This is a genomic window from Hydrogenophaga sp. LT287 (assembly GCF_055702805.1).
Genome location: NZ_JBVPZC010000005.1, coordinates 54,588 through 70,989, shown reverse-complemented (window position 1 = coordinate 70,989; position 16,402 = coordinate 54,588). Strand labels below are relative to the sequence as shown.

At 65.6% G+C, this 16,402-nt stretch carries 20 protein-coding genes; 9 read left to right on the top strand and 11 right to left on the bottom strand.

Translation table 11 applies throughout. The features are described 5' to 3' along the window. The first annotated feature begins 17 nt into the window (after nt 1-17). From AC0GNR_RS06210 to AC0GNR_RS06200, 3 genes are all read left to right on the top strand, one after another. Entirely contained in the window at nt 18-764 is a 747-nt protein-coding gene (locus AC0GNR_RS06210; protein ID WP_472900114.1) for an SDR family oxidoreductase, read from the top strand. 138 nt (nt 765-902) lie between these two features. Then, complete coding sequence (locus AC0GNR_RS06205) at nt 903-1,400, top strand: MaoC family dehydratase (RefSeq protein WP_472900113.1); 498 nt, start codon at nt 903-905, stop codon at nt 1,398-1,400. A gap of 71 nt (nt 1,401-1,471) precedes the next feature. Beyond that, the gene (locus tag AC0GNR_RS06200; RefSeq protein WP_472900112.1) at nt 1,472-2,089 is read left to right on the top strand and encodes a MarC family protein; all 618 of its coding nucleotides are present in this window, start codon (nt 1,472-1,474) and stop codon (nt 2,087-2,089) included. Nucleotides 2,090-2,095: 6 nt separating this feature from the next. Here AC0GNR_RS06200 and AC0GNR_RS06195 read toward each other — a convergent pair whose 3' ends face one another. The 10 genes from AC0GNR_RS06195 to hpaR all read right to left on the bottom strand — a co-directional run bounded on the left by AC0GNR_RS06195 (nt 2,096) and on the right by hpaR (nt 10,698). Further along, on the bottom strand, nt 2,096-3,094 hold the full coding sequence (locus tag AC0GNR_RS06195; RefSeq protein WP_472900111.1) for a 2-dehydropantoate 2-reductase: 999 nt from the start codon (nt 3,092-3,094) through the stop codon (nt 2,096-2,098). A gap of 4 nt (nt 3,095-3,098) precedes the next feature. Continuing rightward, a complete protein-coding gene (locus tag AC0GNR_RS06190) occupies nt 3,099-3,899 on the bottom strand; it encodes a class II aldolase/adducin family protein (protein WP_472900110.1) in 801 nt (266 codons plus the stop codon). A 29-nt stretch (nt 3,900-3,928) separates the two neighbouring features. Then, nucleotides 3,929-4,747, bottom strand: coding sequence for an aldolase/citrate lyase family protein (locus AC0GNR_RS06185; RefSeq protein WP_472900109.1), 819 nt, complete (start codon nt 4,745-4,747; stop codon nt 3,929-3,931). A gap of 14 nt (nt 4,748-4,761) precedes the next feature. Next, entirely contained in the window at nt 4,762-5,589 is an 828-nt protein-coding gene (hpaH, locus tag AC0GNR_RS06180) for a 2-oxo-hept-4-ene-1,7-dioate hydratase (protein ID WP_472900108.1), read from the bottom strand. A gap of 4 nt (nt 5,590-5,593) precedes the next feature. Continuing rightward, entirely contained in the window at nt 5,594-6,040 is a 447-nt protein-coding gene (locus tag AC0GNR_RS06175) for a 5-carboxymethyl-2-hydroxymuconate isomerase (protein WP_472900107.1), read from the bottom strand. A 14-nt stretch (nt 6,041-6,054) separates the two neighbouring features. Further along, a complete protein-coding gene (gene hpaD, locus AC0GNR_RS06170; RefSeq protein WP_472900106.1) occupies nt 6,055-6,981 on the bottom strand; it encodes a 3,4-dihydroxyphenylacetate 2,3-dioxygenase in 927 nt (308 codons plus the stop codon). A 348-nt stretch (nt 6,982-7,329) separates the two neighbouring features. Continuing rightward, nucleotides 7,330-8,802: a 5-carboxymethyl-2-hydroxymuconate semialdehyde dehydrogenase gene (gene hpaE / locus AC0GNR_RS06165; RefSeq protein WP_472900105.1), complete on the bottom strand. Its 1,473-nt coding sequence runs from the start codon at nt 8,800-8,802 to the stop codon at nt 7,330-7,332. Next, the gene (locus tag AC0GNR_RS06160; RefSeq protein WP_472900104.1) at nt 8,799-9,572 is read right to left on the bottom strand and encodes a fumarylacetoacetate hydrolase family protein; all 774 of its coding nucleotides are present in this window, start codon (nt 9,570-9,572) and stop codon (nt 8,799-8,801) included. Before AC0GNR_RS06160 ends, hpaE begins: the two co-directional genes overlap by 4 nt. Next, nucleotides 9,569-10,219: a fumarylacetoacetate hydrolase family protein gene (locus AC0GNR_RS06155; RefSeq protein ID WP_472900103.1), complete on the bottom strand. Its 651-nt coding sequence runs from the start codon at nt 10,217-10,219 to the stop codon at nt 9,569-9,571. The genes AC0GNR_RS06160 and AC0GNR_RS06155 overlap by 4 nt, the downstream gene beginning before the upstream one ends. After that, nucleotides 10,216-10,698, bottom strand: coding sequence for a homoprotocatechuate degradation operon regulator HpaR (gene hpaR, locus AC0GNR_RS06150; RefSeq protein WP_472900102.1), 483 nt, complete (start codon nt 10,696-10,698; stop codon nt 10,216-10,218). Before hpaR ends, AC0GNR_RS06155 begins: the two co-directional genes overlap by 4 nt. Nucleotides 10,699-10,802: 104 nt before the next feature. On the opposite strand from hpaR, the gene AC0GNR_RS06145 reads away from it, so the two are divergent. Both AC0GNR_RS06145 and AC0GNR_RS06140 read left to right on the top strand, forming a co-directional pair. Next, nucleotides 10,803-11,855, top strand: coding sequence for an NAD(P)H-dependent flavin oxidoreductase (locus AC0GNR_RS06145; protein ID WP_472900101.1), 1,053 nt, complete (start codon nt 10,803-10,805; stop codon nt 11,853-11,855). Continuing rightward, on the top strand, nt 11,843-12,139 hold the full coding sequence (locus AC0GNR_RS06140; RefSeq protein ID WP_472900100.1) for an antibiotic biosynthesis monooxygenase family protein: 297 nt from the start codon (nt 11,843-11,845) through the stop codon (nt 12,137-12,139). The genes AC0GNR_RS06145 and AC0GNR_RS06140 overlap by 13 nt, the downstream gene beginning before the upstream one ends. A 19-nt stretch (nt 12,140-12,158) precedes the next feature. Here AC0GNR_RS06140 and AC0GNR_RS06135 read toward each other — a convergent pair whose 3' ends face one another. Continuing rightward, nucleotides 12,159-13,301, bottom strand: coding sequence for a hypothetical protein (locus AC0GNR_RS06135; protein WP_472900099.1), 1,143 nt, complete (start codon nt 13,299-13,301; stop codon nt 12,159-12,161). Nucleotides 13,302-13,364: 63 nt separating this feature from the next. Between AC0GNR_RS06135 and radA the strand changes: the two genes are divergently transcribed. Genes radA through AC0GNR_RS06115 form a run of 4 tightly spaced genes read left to right on the top strand, consistent with a single transcriptional unit; the run spans nt 13,365 to nt 16,401 of the window. After that, nucleotides 13,365-14,768 carry a DNA repair protein RadA gene (gene radA / locus AC0GNR_RS06130; RefSeq protein WP_472900098.1) on the top strand — a complete coding sequence of 468 codons (1,404 nt, stop codon included), beginning with the start codon at nt 13,365-13,367 and terminating at the stop codon, nt 14,766-14,768. Nucleotides 14,769-14,770: 2 nt separating this feature from the next. Continuing rightward, on the top strand, nt 14,771-15,199 hold the full coding sequence (locus tag AC0GNR_RS06125) for a glycerate kinase (RefSeq protein ID WP_472900097.1): 429 nt from the start codon (nt 14,771-14,773) through the stop codon (nt 15,197-15,199). Nucleotides 15,200-15,232: 33 nt separating this feature from the next. Next, nucleotides 15,233-16,183 carry a branched-chain amino acid transaminase gene (locus tag AC0GNR_RS06120; protein WP_472900096.1) on the top strand — a complete coding sequence of 317 codons (951 nt, stop codon included), beginning with the start codon at nt 15,233-15,235 and terminating at the stop codon, nt 16,181-16,183. Nucleotides 16,184-16,194: 11 nt separating this feature from the next. Next, nucleotides 16,195-16,401, top strand: a complete 207-nt coding sequence (locus tag AC0GNR_RS06115) for a zinc-finger domain-containing protein (RefSeq protein WP_472900095.1) — start codon at nt 16,195-16,197, stop codon at nt 16,399-16,401. The last annotated feature ends 1 nt before the right edge of the window (nt 16,402 follow it).

Below are 16,402 nucleotides of genomic sequence, written 5' to 3'. Positions count from 1 at the left end.
TTTGCAGGAGACCGGTTATGAGCCCCGTGCTTTTGGTGACAGGCGCCAGCCGCGGCATTGGTGCCGCTACCGCCTTGTTGGCTGCGCAGCAGGGCTGGGCGGTGGCGGTGAACTACACGGCCAATTCGCTGGCTGCCGACGAGGTGGTGCGCCGCATCCGTGCCGGCGGCGGCACCGCCATGGCGGTGCAGGCCGACGTGGCCAACGAGGCCCAGGTGCTGGCCATGTTTGCCCGGATCGACGCCAAGCTCGGGCCGCTGAGCGGCTTGGTCAACAACGCCGGCGTGGTGGACGTGAGCGCGCGGGTGGACGAAATGGACATGGCGCGCTGGCGCCGGATGTTTGACGTCAACGTGCTGGGCAGCATGCTGTGCGCCCGCGAAGCCGTGCGGCGCATGAGCACCCGGCACGGCGGCAGCGGGGGCTCCATCGTCAACGTGTCCAGCGCAGCGTCGCGTCTGGGATCGCCGGGCCAGTACGTGGACTACGCCGCGGCCAAGGGTGCCGTGGACGCCTTCACCATCGGGCTGGCCAAAGAAGTAGGTGCCGAGGGCATTCGCGTGAACGCGGTGCGCCCGGGTCTGATCGAGACCGAGATTCATGCCTCGGGCGGCTTGCCCAACCGGGTGCAAGACCTGAAGCACCTGGTGCCCATGCATCGCGGCGGCACCGCCGACGAGGTGGCGCAGGCCATTGTCTGGCTGCTGTCCGACGCGGCAAGTTACACCACCATGTCTTTGTTGGACGTCTCAGGAGGAAGGTGAAATGACACCCCCGCAGCGCTTCGCGCTACCCCCTTTTAGGGGGCGGCACTGGCCGTCCGCCAAAGCCGGCCCGGCGATGCCCTGGGCTGCGCCTTTTTTACACGCCAGGATGGAACTCCGGCACCTTGAAAGACGAACATGACCGCCACCACCCCCGAACAAAGCCCGCACATCAAGGTCTGGTGGGAAGACCTGGAAATTGGCCAGGTGCGCGATCTGGGCACGGTCTCGCCGACCAAGGACGAGATCATCGCCTTCGCCAGCCAGTTCGACCCGCAACCTTTTCACCTGAGCGAAGAAGGTGGCAAGGCGTCGGTATTTGGCGCCCTGAGCGCCAGCGGCTGGCACACCTGCGCCATGGCCATGCGGCTGATGGTGACGAACTTTTTGTGCGAAACGTCCAGCCTGGGCTCACCCGGCCTGGAGAGCCTGAAATGGACCAAGCCGGTCTACCCCGGTGACGTGCTGCGGCTGCAGCACACCATCACCGAAAAGCGCCCCATGAGCAAACGGGCGGACGTGGGCCTGGTGCGCACGGTGTGGGAAATGTTCAACCAGCACGGCGACAAGGTGCTGCACATGGAGGGCTACGGCATGTTCCGCAGACGCCTGCCGGGCGACGGATCGCCACGGTAGCGGCGCATGAATACCACCTGAAATCCGCTGATGCTGCGTGGCGGCGCGCTTCCTGCCCCACAATCCGCAGCATGGATTTCAAGCCCCTCATCACCCTGCTGGCCATCGTCAACCCGCTGGCCATCGTTCCGTTTTTCATCCACTACACGCAGGGCTTTTCGGCCAAACAGCGCCGGCGCACGGTGTTGATTTCGTCGGTCAGCGCGTTCGCGGTGATCGCCACCTGCGCCATCATCGGCCTGCAAATTCTGGAGTTTTTTGGCATCTCGCTGGCCAGCTTTCAGGTGGGCGGTGGCATGTTGCTGCTCACCTCAGCGCTGTCCATGCTGAACGCCCAACCCGCTGAAGCCAAGACCACCCAGGGCGAGGTGGACGACGCTTCGGCCCGGGCCTCCATCGCTGTGGTGCCGCTCACCATTCCGTTGCTCACCGGGCCGGCCACCATGTCCACCGTGGTGATTTACGCCGACCAGGCCGCCACCTTTTTGCAGCACGCCGCGCTGGTGGGCTACGGCGTGGTCATCGCGCTGGCCACCGCCGTGTGTTTCACGCTGGCCCAGCCCATTTCGCGGTTCCTGGGCCAGACCGGCATCAACGTGATGACCCGGCTGATGGGCCTGATCCTGGCCGCACTGGCGGTCGAGGTGATGGCCACCGGGCTGGTGAAGCTGTTTCCGGCGCTGCTGTAAACAGACTCAAGCCGGGTACAGGCCCAGCGTCTGCGCCTGCAGACGGCTGAGCCCCAGCAGCGCATCGGTGAACGGCGTGGCCACACCGGTGAGCTGCCCCAGCTCGCGCACCACGCTCACCAGCGCATCCAGCTCCACCGGCTTGCGGGCCTCCACGTCTTGCAGCATGGACGTTTTGAACGCCCCGAGCTTGAGCGTCACGGCGTGACGGTCAGCCGGCTGCTGGTCAATGGGAATGCCGATGCGCTCGCCAATGGCCTTGGCCTCCAGCATCACCGCACTGATGAAACCGCGCACCAGTTCGTCGCTCAAGATGCGGTCGGTGGTGGCGCCCGTGAGCGCACTCACGGGGTTCACCGTCATGTTGCCCCAGAGCTTGTACCAGATGTCTTTTTGAATCTGGGGCGACACCGTGGCGCTGAGCCCTGCATGCTGCAGCAGTGCGGCCAGCGCCTGCACGCGTGGGCTTTCACCCCCAGCCGGCTCACCCACGATGAGACCGTTGCCAAAGTGGTGGCGAATGGCGCCCGGCGCGTCCACCGAGCAGCTGGCGTGCACCACGCAGCCGATCACGTGGGCGGCGGGCATGGCACGGGCCAGGGCACCATCGGGGTCGATGGTTTGCAAACGGGTGCCCGCATGGTTGCCACCAAAGCCGTCGAAAAACCACCAGGGCACGCCATTCATGGCCGTCAACACCACGGTTTTGGGGCCCAGCAACGGTGCCACCAGCGGCGCCACCTTGGCCAGCGCCGGTGCTTTCACGGCCACGATCACCAGGTCTTGCGGGCCGAGCTGGCTGCCATCGGCCACAGCTTGAACGCTCACGGTTTGCTCGCTGTCGCCGCTGCGCAAACGCAAGCCCTCGCGCTGCAAGTTGGCCAGCGTTTCGCCTCGCGCGATGGCGCTCACCGTACAGCCCGCCTGCGCCAGCCGCACACCCAGCCAGCCGCCAATGGCGCCCGCGCCCACGATGGTCACACGTTGAAATGTCGGTTCGTTCATGGTTTCAATGCTTGTAGGAATCGTCAAGGCGGTCCACCTGACGCACCAGGGCGTTGAACACGTCCTGGCCTGCGCCGTGGTTCGGGTTGAACTGCAGCGCGTCGCGGGTGCATTTTTCAGCAATGGCCTCGGGCACCGGGATGGCCGCTTCAGCTCCACCCATGCTGAAGGTGGCCAGCTGGATTTCGCAGGCCCGTTGCAGCGTCCACAAAATGGCAAAGGTCTGCGCCAGCGTGGCGCCCCAGGCCAGCAGGCCGTGGTTGCGCAAAATCACCGCCGGTTTGTTGCCGATGCTTTGCAGCACGCGCGGCCCCTCCTCCGCGTGAATGGTAATGCCCTCGAAGTCGTGGTAGGCCACCATGCCGTGCAGCTGGGCGCTGTAAAAGTTGGTCTGCTGCAGGCCGCCTTTGAGGCAGGCCACGGCCACGCCGGCCGTGGTGTGGGTGTGCATGACGCAGTGCGCGCCTTCCAGTCCACCGTGGATGGTGGCGTGCACCACGAAGCCCGCTGGATTGACCCGGTGCGAAGAGCCATCGAGTACGTCACCCTGCAGGTTGATCTTCACCAGATTGCTCGCTGTGACTTCGCTGTAGTGCAGGCCAAACGGGTTGATCAGGAACTGTTTTTCGGCGCCGCTCACGCTGTCGGGCAAGCGCAGCGTGATGTGGTTGTAGATCATCTCGGTCCAGCCCAGGTGGGCGAACACGCGGTAGCAGGCGGCCAGCTCCAAGCGGGCGGCCCACTCGTCGGGATGCATGCCGGAGGGTGCGGCCGAGGTGGTGTTGACAGGCAAGATGGCGTTCATGGGGGCATTCCTTCGCTGCAGATCAAGGGTCAGTACACACTGCCCTTGGGCAAATCGGCGGTGGCTGTGGCACCGGTCTTGAAACGTGCAGCCAACGCGCTGGTCTGGCGCGCCAGTATCTGCGTGTCCAGGCCCACCGCCACAAACACCGCGCCCAGCGCCAGGTAGTGACTGGCTTGGGCTTCGTCGGTGGTGAGGATGCCGGGCGCCTTGCCGGCGCGCAGGATGCGGCAAATGGCATCCTCAATGGCGGCCTGCACCTCGGGATGGCCAGGGTTGCCCACATGGCCGAGCGATGCCGACAAGTCGGCCGGCCCAATGAAAACCCCGTCGACCCCCGGCGTAGCGGCAATGGCGTCAAGGTGACGTAGCGACTCACGGGTTTCGGCCTGCACCAACAGGGAAACCTGTGCGTTGGCTTCCTTTGCATAGTTCGGGTATCGGCCCCACCGCGACGCACGGGCTCCCGCCATGCCGCGCACGCCACCCAGGCCATCGTCCTGCGGATAACGGCAGGCACGCACCAGCTGAGCGGCCTGCTCGGGCGTGTCCACCATGGGTACCAGCAGGGTCTGCAGGCCAAGGTCGAGGTACTGCTTGATCAGGGTCGTGTCACCTACCGGCACACGGGCGATGGCGTGCGAACCGGGGTAGGCCGCAATGGCCTGCGCCTGCGCCAGCACGTCCTGCAGTCCGTTGGGTGCATGTTCGCCGTCGATCAACAGCCAGTCGAAGCCGGCCCCGGCGCAAATTTCAGCGCTGTAGGCATGAGCCAAACCGAGCCACAGGCCAATTTGCTGCTGGCCTTGCGCGAGCGCTTGCTTGAAGGTGTTGGTGGGTGTTTTCATGCTGGTGTGTGGGTTCAGACAAAACGAAATTTCAGACAGCCCAACGGTCCGTAGTCGGCCTCGAACAGGTCGCCGGCCCTGGCCGCCACGGGCCGGGTGAAGCTGCCCGCCAGCACCAGCTCGCCGGCCTCCAGCCGCTCGCCCCAGGGTGCGAGTTTGTTGGCCAGCCAGGCAATGCCGACGGCCGGGTCGCCCTGCACGCCCGCGGCCAGACCGGTTTCTTCCACCGCGCCGTTTTGCCGCAGGATGGCGCCGCACCACGGGCGGTTGGTGCGGTGCGGGTCGGCACGAAAAGCCGGGTCGCCGGCACCGACGACGATGCCGGCGTTGGCCGCGTTGTCGCTGATGGTGTCGTAGACCTTGCGCATGGCCTTGGTGTCGCGGTCGAACTGCTCAATGCGGGCGTCGATGATTTCGATGGCGGGGGTGATGTAAGCGGTGGCGTTGAGCACGTCGTCCACCGTCACGCTGGGCCCGGCGAGCGGCGCCTTGAGCACGAAGGCCAGCTCAACCTCCACGCGCGGCGCGATGAAGTGCTTCATCGGGATCTCCAGCACCTCGCCGGCCTTCGCGGTGTAAAGCATGTTGTCGAGCAGGGTGCCGTAATCCGGCTCGTCGATCTGGCTGCTGATCTGCATGGCGCGGCTGGTCAGGCCGATCTTGTGACCGATCACTTTGCGGCCTTCGGCTTGTTGCAGCTCGACCCAGGCGCGGCCAATGCGGTAGCCGTCTTCAATCGTCATGCCCGGGTGGCGTTTCGAAAAGTGCTCGACCGGGCTGCGCGTCTGCTGCGCGCGCTGCAGCTCGGCCGCAAGTTGCTGGATAAGGGTGTTGTCGAACATGGTTTTAGGGTTTGGGAAAGAGCGGGTGCAGCGAACTGTTCTTGGCGTCAAAGACCTCGTGGCCTTCGTCCACCTGCACGGTGATGCCGATGGGACGCTTCGCCAGCTGTTCGGCGAAGCGCTCTTTCACGCAGGCGTTGAGCGCGTCGCCCACGCGCTGGTGCACGGCCGCGCTGCGGCCTTTGGCCATGCGCACGTTCATGTAGACAAAAGCGTAGTCACCGCCCAGCCCGGCGGCGGTGCCCGCTGCGCCGCCGTCGGACACGGCGCTGTGCGCCGCCGGGTAGGCCAGCACGCGCGTGCCGCCGGTGGGGAAAACCTGGCGGTCCTGCTCGTCGCGGACCGCCAGCATGGCGTCGGCCAGCGCGCGGCACAGGCCGCCCATGTCCACGCCGCCATCGGCCACGGGTTTGTCGAGGTTGGGGGTGTAAAGAATGACGAGGTGAGGCATGGGGACACTTCCGGTCAGAGGCGCGAACTCACAAGGCTGAAGCCATCGGCAGCCGAGGCCTGCGCTTTGGGGATGGCTTTGCCGGTGACGGGCGTGACGGGAAACACAGCGTTGATCTGGCCGGTGCCACTGGCGCCGAAGTACGGCGTGATGACCTCGGCCTTGCCGGTGTATTCGCTCCAGCCCAACACGCCCAGCATCATGGCGGTGTCGTGCATGAAACCTTCGCCGTGGCCCTTGGCGGCGTACTCGGGCAGCAGGCCGCAGAAGTCGGCCCATTCGCCGTTTTCCCACATCTGCACCACGCGGCGGTCCAGCGTTTCCAAAAATGGGCTCCAGACCTTGAAGGCGAATTCGGGCGCGAGGCCGTTCTGCGCGAAACGGTGGCTCAAGCTGCCGCTGGCGAGAAAGGCCACCGTGCCGTCGTAGTGGTCTTCCACCGCACGGCGCATGGCCCAGCCCAGCCGCGCGCTGTCGTTGAGGTAGTGAACCATGCAAAGAGCCGAGACGGAGACGGCCTTGAAGTGCTGATCGGCGTTCATGTAGCGCATGGGCACGAGGGTGCCGTATTCGGGGCCGAGCGTGGTGGCGTGGTGGGCCAGGGTTTCCACCCCGTGCTCGTTGCACACCTGGGCCAGCAGCTGACCCAGCTCGGGGTTGCCAGGAATGGCAAACGGCAGGTTGCTGATGAAGTGCGGCAGCTCGTTGCTGGTGTAGCTGCCTTCAAAATGCGGCGCGCAGTTGATGTGGTAACTGGCGTTGACGAGCCAGTGGGTGTCGAACACAACGATGGTGTCCACCCCCGCTTCGCGGCAGCGGCGGCTGATTTCCTGATGGCCGTCGATGGCGTCTTGGCGCGTGCCTTTGCGCGGGCCGTCGAGTTCGCTCAAGTACATCGAGGGGACATGGGTGATTTTTCCGACCAGTGCTACTTTGCCCATTTCGTCTGTCTCCGTTGATGTGCTTGTTGGGTGTCGTTTCTCGGCTGGCGTTTGTAGGTGGAAGGCGGTGACGGGCATGTACCTACGCTCATGTCCCCCGGTCCGCGCTGCGCGCAGCCCTCCGCCTTGCCTTCGCTGCGGCAAACACCCATCACCGCCTTCTCGCTGCGCATTGGCAATCGAACGTTGATCTCCAACATCGACCCTGGAAGGGCATGACGTGGCGTTCTGTGTAGCGAAGTAAAGGAGGAGAAACGGGCGCAGCCCGTTTCGGGGGACATGAGCGCAACAGGGCGCCACGGCGCGCCCTTCCCGCCCAGGTCCAAGCATGCAATGCAGGAGAGCAAATCAAGCTCCCCAATGAGGAATGTGATGCGACCCAAGAGAAACCGCCACGTTCTTGGGCTCCAAAAACACCTCGTAACTCCAGGTCCCGCCCTCACGCCCCGTGCCCGACGCTTTGGTACCGCCAAACGGCTGCCGCAGATCCCGCACGTTCTGCGAGTTCACGAAACACATGCCCGCTTCCACCGCAGCGGCCACGCGGTGCGCCTTGCCAATGTTCTCCGTCCACACGTAGCTGGAAAGGCCGTAGGCAATGTCGTTCGCCAGCTCGATCGCATGCGCCTCGTCGCGGAACGGAATCAGGCAGGCCACCGGGCCAAAAATCTCCTCCTGGGCGATACGCATGCGGTTGTCCACGTCGGCAAACACCGTGGGCCAAACGAAGTTGCCCGCCTGCACATGCGCTGGCAGCTCAGCGGCATACGAAGGCCGGTCCAGGCCGCCGCACAACAGCGTCGCGCCCTCTTTCGGCCCCAGCTCAATGTAGCTGCGCACTTTGGCCAGATGGGCCTTTGAAATCATCGGCCCGATGGTGGTGTTTTCGTCCTGCGGGTCGCCCACGGTGATGCGCTTGGCGCGCTCGGCGAACTTCGCGGCAAAGTCGGCGTAAATGCTCTGCTGCACCAGAATGCGGCTGCCCGCCGTGCAGCGCTCGCCGTTGTTGCTGAAGATCATGAACAGGGCGGCGTCCAGCGCGCGGTCCAGATCGGCGTCGTCAAACACCACAAACGGGCTCTTGCCGCCCAGCTCCATGCTGAACTTCTTGAGGCCAGCCGCTTTGACGATGCGGTTGCCGGTGGCGGTGGAACCGGTAAAGGAAATCGCGCGCACGTCGGGGTGCGCACACAGCGGCTCGCCCGCTTCCTTGCCGAAACCGTGCACCACGTTGAGCACACCGGCTGGGATGCCGGCCTCCAGCGCCAGCTCGCCCAAGCGCGCGGCGGTCATGGGCGAAAGTTCGCTCATCTTCAGCACCGCTGTGTTGCCAAACGCCAGCGCGGGCGCCACCTTCCAGGTGGACGTCATGAACGGCACGTTCCACGGGCTGATGAGCGCGCACACCCCCACCGGGTGAAACAGCGTGTAGTTCAGGTGCGTGGGTGTGGGGTAGGTGTGGCCATCCACGCGGGTGCACATTTCGGCGAAGTAGTTGAAGTTGTCTGCTGCGCGTGGCACCAGCTGCTTGCCGGTTTGAGCAATGGTCTGGCCGGTGTCGTCGGTCTCGGTCCGAGCAATGTCGGGCACGTGTCTCGCTATCAGATCACCCAGCGCACGCATTTTTTTTGCGCGCTCAGTGGCTGGCAAGCCGGCCCACTTCGGGAACGCGTCTTTGGCGGCCTGCACCGCCGCGTTCACTTCCGCTTCGGTGCCCGAAGCCACTTCGGCCAGCACACCCTGCGTGGCGGGGTTGATCGTTTCGAAGTAGTCGGCGCCGGCGACGGTTTTGCCGTTGATGAGGTGGTCAATGCGGGTCATGCGTGGCTTTCGAAAGTCATGGTGTTCGTGAGGGCGCCAATGCCCTCGATCTCGGTGACGACCACGTCACCCGGCTGGCAATCGACCACGCCGTCGGGCGTGCCGGTGAGGATCAGATCGCCGGGCATGAGCGTCATGAAGCTGCTGAAATATTCGATCAGCGTGGGCACGTCGAAGATCATGTCTTTCGTGTTGCCCTGCTGCGTGACGTTGCCGTTCACCGTGGTCTTGAGCGCCAGGTTCATCGGGTCAGGGACATCGGCCGCGTCCACCAGCCAGGGGCCGATGGGCGTGCAGGTGTCGCGGTTTTTCACCTTCAGGTTGGGGCGGTACCAGTTTTCCAGATAGTCGCGGATCGCGTAGTCGTTGGCCACGGTGTAGCCGGCCACGTGCTGCAACGCGTCAGCTTTCTTCACACGTTTCGCGGGTTTGCCAATCACCACCGCCAGCTCACATTCGTAGTGCATGAACTGCACGCCCTCGGGCCGCACGGTGAACGCGCGGTGGCCAATGAGCGAAGCCTCGCCCTTCACGAAAGCCAGCGGTTCTTCGGGCGCCTTGAAAGCCAGTTCTTTGGCGTGGTCGGCGTAGTTCAGACCCAGCGCCAGCACCGTGCGGGCGCGTGGCACGGGTGCCAGCGGCGGCAACCAGACCACCTCGTCAAACCCCACGCGGCGGCCTTTGAACGCGGGCGTGAGCAACGCCAGTTGGCCATCCGATTCGATGGCTTCATGGACCGCGCCGGCCAAGGCGATGCGGGCTCTTTTCATGGGGACTCCTGCACGAATTGGTGGGTCAAGGGTTTGAAGCCGGCAGCTGTGATCTCCACCGCGTCGCCCACCTTTGCCCGTGGCCGGTTTCCGTCGGCCAGGCAGTCGGTGCCGAGCATCAGCACGTCGCCGGGGCGCATGCTCTGGAAGGCGTTCACGTCGGCCCACAGCGTGGCGGCGTCGCGCACCAGATCGGCCAGCGAAATGACTTGCTTCAACACGCCATGCACGCGCAGTTCCAGGGTCATTGCGCCCAGCCCGGCCAGACCGCCAACGGCGTCCAGAGACACCACCTCGCGCCCGACACCCAGAAACCCGTCCACACACCGAAATTTCACTGGCGGGCGGTAATAGCTCTCGTGGGGAATGGCCACGTCGTTGAACAACACACAGCCCGCGACGGCACCGCCCTCACCCGCCACCAGGCCCAGCGAAGCGCTCACCTCCACCTCGGCCACGCCGGGCGGCAGGGCAATCGAGTGGCCCGCCGGCGTGAAGGTGTTGGCGGTCTTGATGTACAGCACTGGCGCCTGCGGCGGCGCTTTGTAGGGGGCCTCGCTCATGCGCGGCGCCCACAGTGCGTGCTCGCGCTGAAAGTTCAGCAAGGTGCCGTACACCGTGCCGGTGGGCAGGTAGGGAATGTTCATTCGGTTTCCATCTCAGGTTCGTCCTCGCCCAGGGGCGCTTCCAATGCGATCACCTGGTCCAGCAACGCATACAACTGACCCAGTTGCGCTTTGCCCAGGCGTTCTTCCATCCACGCGTAATGCGCCTCAATGGTGTGCGACAGCGTGCGCACCAGCTTCAAGCCCGCGGGCGTGGCGCGCACCACGGTGCGGCGGGCGTCTTGCGGGCAGCGGGCGCGGCGGATCAGCCCATCGCGCTCCATGCGCGTCAGCACACCGGTGAGACTGGGACCCAGCAACAAGGCCTCGCGCGCCACCCGGCCGGTTTCCACGCCCGCCCGCTCGGCAGCGTGTTCGCCCAGCACACGCAGCACGCGCCACTGCTGGTCTGACAAGCCGTGCTCGCGCAGGCTGGGCCGGGTGCGCTGCATCACGGCCTCACGCGCTTCGAGCAGCAGGCGCGGCAGGTTGCGGTGGACAAAAGGAGTTGGCTCGTTCATTTATTTAATATGTTAAATGATTTGACAGCCTGCCAGGCAAGGGTTTTCCCGGATGCATCTGCCCGAATCGCTCAGACGCGCCCACACAGGGGAAAATGCCCGCCATGACCACCTTGACCACCCTGCTGGGCACCCCATTTCCTTTGATTCAGGCGCCCATGGCCGGCGCGCAAGGTGCGGCGCTGGCCGCCGCCGTGTGCAACGCCGGTGGACTGGGCTCGTTGCCGGGCGCCATGCTCACACCCGAGGCGCTGCAACGCGAGCTGAGTGCCCTCAGCGCAGGCACGCCGCACCCCTGGAACGTCAACTTTTTTTGCCACACGCCCCCAGCGCCCGACGCCGCCCACGAGGCGCGCTGGCGCGACGCGCTGGCACCCTTCTATGCCGAAGCCGGGCTGGACATCTCGGCTGTCCCCGCCGGCGCCGGACGCGTGCCGTTCAGCCAAGCGGTGGCCGATGTGATCGAGCCCTTTCGCCCCCCGGTGGTGAGCTTCCACTTCGGCTTGCCCGCGCCCGACTTGCTGGCCCGCGTGAAAAGCTGGGGCAGCGTGGTGCTGTCCAGCGCCACCACGGTGGAAGAAGCGCGCTGGCTGGAAGCGCACGGTGCAGACGCGGTGATTGCCCAGGGCCTGGAAGCCGGCGGCCACCGCGGCCACTTTCTGTCGCACGACTTGAGCGTGCAAATGGGCACTTTCGCGCTGCTGCCGCAAATCGTGGCTACGGTGCGCGTGCCGGTGATCGCAGCCGGCGGCATTGCCGACGCGGCGGGCGTGGCTGCGGCCATGGCGCTGGGCGCCGCCGGTGTGCAGGTGGGCACGGCCTACCTGTGCAGCGCAGAAGCCACCACCAGCGCCCTGCACCGCGCCGCCCTGCAAAGTGAGGCAGCGCGCCACACGGCGCTCACCAACGTGTTCACCGGCCGGCCGGCGCGCGGCATCGTCAACCGCGCCATGCGCGAGCTCGGCCCGATGAGCCTGGCCGCCCCGGCTTTCCCGCTGGCCACTGCCGCCATGGCGCCGCTGCGCGCGCACTTCGAAGCGCTGGGCCGTGGCGACTTTTCACCGCTGTGGGCGGGGCAAAACGCGAGCGGCTGCCGTTCGTTGCCCGCGGCCGATATCACCCATCAGCTCGCCCGGGGATTCGAATGTTCGTTGTGATCTTCCGCGCCAAAGCCCGCGCGCTCGACGCCGCCTACAGCGCCATGGCCGCGCACATGCGCGAACTGGCGCTGACGCAATTCGGCTGCCTCGACTTCACCGCCGTGACCGAGGGCGAGCAGGAAATAGCGGTGTCGTATTGGCCCGACGAAGCCAGCATCCGCGCCTGGAAACAGCACACCGACCACCTGGCCGCACAGCGCCTGGGCCGCGAGCGCTGGTACGCCAGCTACACGGTGGACATTGCCGAGGTGACGCGGCACTACAGCCATCCGGCGCCATGAACAACGGACAGGCAGCAGATCAGCAGTAGTCGTCGGGGTCGCGATTTACTCGCACCCGGCTCGGTGCTTCGCGCTGCGCATTCAGCCAGCGCTTGAGCCCGGCGGGCTCCTGCACCAGCTGCAGGTCGCGCTCCAGTTCCGCCACGTCTTGCTCCAGCGCGTCCACCTGAGCCAGCAGGCTTTGCTTGAGCGTGTTCGGGTTGGTCACGGCGCCGGGCGGCAAGTCAAACTCGGCGGCCAGGCGCTGCTGGCGCGCTGCGCGTTCGCGCTCCAGTTCGGCCACCTGCTGCTTGAGCAACAGGGTGAGCGCGGCCAGCTTGTCGTCGGCCAGGCGCGGCACGGCCGCCGGGTCGGCCAGCTCGGCGCGCAACTGAATTTGCATCAGCGTCACCAGGTCTTTGCGGCCGTAGGCGGCGTTGGCCTCGCTCATGAGCGCGGTTTTGCGCAAACGCTCCTGCGCGTCGGGTTCACGGTCGGGGTGCAAGGCGCTGGCCAGCTGGCGAAACAGCGTGCGCAACTGGGTGTCGGCATCGGCCTGCTGGGCTTGGGCTTGTTCCTGCTCGGCGCCCGGCTTCTGGCGGGCCTTGCGGGCATTTTTCTTGTCGCGGCGGCGCGCTTGCGCGGCGTCTTGCGCCTCGCGCCAGCGCGCCATGCCGGCGCGCAAGAGCTCTTCCAGCGGCGCATCTGGGTCGGTGTCGGCCAGGGGCTCACCCAGCACCGCTTCCAGCTTCGCGCGCATGGCGTCGGCAGCGGCCTGCTTTTTCTGCGCCAGCGTGTGGCGGCTGTGCTGGTCGTGCAGCGCGGCCATGGCTTTGTCGCCCTCTTCGGCCAGTGTTTGGGCCAGGCGGCACAGCGCCTCGGTGGCGGTGTCGTGTTGCAGCCGGCTCAGGCTTTTTCCCTGCACGCATTCAGCCAGCCACAAGGCCATGTCGCGCGTGCGTTGGCGCTGGCGCTGCTGCAGCGGCGCCACCCAGCGGTGCAGTTCCACCCGGTGCGACTGACCCAGGATGTCCAGTGCGTCGAGCTGGGCCTTGAGCTTGTCGATGCGGGACAGTTGCAGGTTGAACGCGCGCGCGGCGCCCGAGGCGGGCACGTCGCCCGGCGCCAGCACGCGCAGCGCCTGCGCCACGGTGGGGGGAAAAGAATCGGAGCTGGTTGACAAGGGGTGTCTCACGGAAGCGGGCTGCGCCAGGGCGCGGCGGGACTCGACTATATTGCCAGCCACATGGCCAAAGAAAAAACCCAATACACCTGCAACGAATGCGGCGGCAGCAGCCCCAAGTGGCTGGGCAAGTGCCCGCACTGCAACGCCTGGAACACCCTCATCGAATCGGTGGCCGAGTCGTCAGCCCCCACCAAAAACCGCTTTGCGTCGCTGGCCAAGACCGCCGCTGTGACCGCACTGGCCGACATTGAAGCCAGCGACGTGGAGCGCACCCCCACCGGCCATGACGAGCTGGACCGGGTGCTGGGCGGCGGCATTGTCGAAGGTGGCGTGGTGCTGATCGGCGGCGACCCCGGTATTGGCAAGTCCACCCTGCTGCTGCAAGCGCTGGACTCGCTGCAGCGGCGCTGGGAAGCGGCGCCGGGCAACGCGGGGCAGCGCGGGGGCACGCTCTACGTCACCGGCGAAGAAAGCGGCGCCCAGGTGGCGCTGCGCGCCCGCCGGCTCGGGCTGGACGGCTCAAGGGTCAACGTGTTGGCCGAAATTCAGCTGGAAAAAATACTCGCCACGCTGGACGCGCACCGCCCCTCGGTGGCCGTGATCGACTCGATCCAGACCGTGTATTCCGAACAGCTCACCAGCGCGCCCGGCTCGGTGGCGCAGGTGCGCGAATGCGCGGCCCACCTGACGCGCGCGGCCAAGGCCAGCGGCACGGCCATTGTGCTGGTGGGGCACGTGACCAAAGAAGGCGCGCTGGCCGGCCCGCGGGTGCTGGAACACATGGTGGACACGGTGCTGTATTTCGAGGGCGACACACACAGCAGCTTTCGGCTGATTCGCGCCATCAAAAACCGCTTTGGCGCGGTGAACGAAATCGGCGTGTTTGCCATGACCGAAAAAGGGCTGAAGGGCGTGAGCAACCCCAGCGCCATCTTCCTCTCGCAACATTCGGAACCCGTGCCCGGCAGCTGCGTGATGGTGACGCTGGAAGGCACGCGGCCCATGCTGGTCGAAATTCAGGCGTTGGTGGACACGGGCGGACCCAGCCCCCGGCGCCTGAGCGTGGGCCTGGACCGCGACCGCCTGGCCATGCTGCTGGCGGTGTTGCACCGCCACGCGGGCGTGGCCTGCATGGACCAGGACGTGTTTGTGAACGCCGTGGGCGGCGTGCGCATCACCGAGCCAGCAGCTGACCTAGCGGTGATGTTAGCGATCACTTCAAGCTTGCGCGGCAAGCCCCTGCCCAAGGGCTTCCTGGCCTTTGGCGAAGTGGGCCTGGCCGGCGAGGTGCGCCCGGCGCCGCGCGGTCAGGAGCGCTTGAAAGAAGCCGCCAAACTCGGTTTCAGCGTGGCCGTGGTGCCCAAAGCCAACATGCCCAAGAAGAACGACAAGGCCTTTGAGGGCCTGACCGTGCACGGCGTGGAACGCATTGAAGAGGCCATGGAACTGGCCAGGAGCTTGTGAACATGCCCCAATTGCCTCACCGCTTGCGCGCTCTGATCTTCCCCGCCCTGGCCGCTGCCATCGCCTACGCCGCTTGGCGCAGCTACGGCGGGCAAGGCCTGATCTTGGCCGCACTCATGATCGCTTTTTGGGTGCTGCTGCATTTCACCAAGCTCATGCGCCTGCTGCGCACCGCAGCCACCCGGCCCATGGGCCATGTGCAAGACGCGCGGCGGCTGCACCGGCAACTGAAACGGGGGCAACCGCTGGTTGACGTGGTGCGCCGCACGCTCAGCCTGGGGCAACGGCTGTCGGCACCCGGGCACGAGCCCGAAGCGCTAGAGTGGCGCGACGAACAAGGCCACACCGTCACCTGTACCTTTCACCACGGCCGCCTGGACACTTTTGAGCTGCGGCTGGCCAACCCTGAAGACCCGCCAGCCGGGACGTAAAATCCCAAATTCAACCCACCAAAGGCAATGCAAATGTCACCCATTCCCTCAATGTCAGACCGCGACGGCAAGATCTGGATGGACGGCCAGATGGTCGAATGGCGCGACGCCAAGATCCACGTCCTGACCCACACCCTGCACTACGGCTGTGGCGCCTTTGAGGGCGTGCGGGCTTACAAAACGGCCGACGGCGGCACCGCCATTTTCCGCCTGGAAGAGCACACCGAACGCCTGTTCAACAGCGCCAAGATTCTGCGCATGAAGCTGCCGTTCACCAAAGAAGAAGTGAACGAAGCCCAAAAGGCCGTGGTGCGCGAAAACAAGCTGGAAAGCGCCTACATCCGCCCCCTGACCTGGATCGGCGACAAAAAGCTCGGCGTATCGCCCAAAGGCAACACCATCCACCTGATGGTGGCGGCCTGGTTGTGGGGCGCCTACCTGGGCGACGATGGCCTGAAGCGCGGCATCCGCGTGAAAACCAGCAGCTACACCCGCCACCACGTCAACATCACCATGACGCAGGCTAAGGCGGTGAGCAACTACACCAACAGCATCCTGGCCAACATGGAAGTGACCGACGAGGGCTACGACGAAGCCCTGCTGCTGGACACCTCGGGCTTTGTGAGCGAAGGCGCCGGCGAAAACATCTTCGTCATCAAAAATGGCGTGATCTACACCCCCGACCTGTCGGCTGGCGCACTCAACGGCATCACCCGCAACACGGTGTTCCACATCGCCAAAGACCTGGAGCTGGAGATCGTGCAAAAGCGCATCACCCGCGACGAGGTCTACATCGCCGATGAAGCCTTCTTCACCGGCACCGCCGCCGAAGTGACCCCCATCCGCGAACTCGACCGCATCGAGCTCGGCAAAGAAGACTACGTGGGCAGCCGCGGCCCCATCACCGAAAAGATCCAGAGCGCGTTCTTCGACATCGTCGGCGGCCGCAACCCCAAATACGCCCACTGGCTCACGCAGGTTTGAGGTCCACCACCATGAGCAACGCCACCATAGAACTGACCGCCAAAGACCTCAACGCCCACGGCGGGGTGTTCTGCCCCAGCCCGCTGGCCGACATGAAGCTCTGGAACACCCACCCTAAGGTGTACCTGGACGTGGCCAAAACCGGTGAGGCGCGCTGCCCGTATTGCGGGACGGTGTACCGGCTGAAGGCGGGGGAAACGGTTGGGCATGGGCATTAAG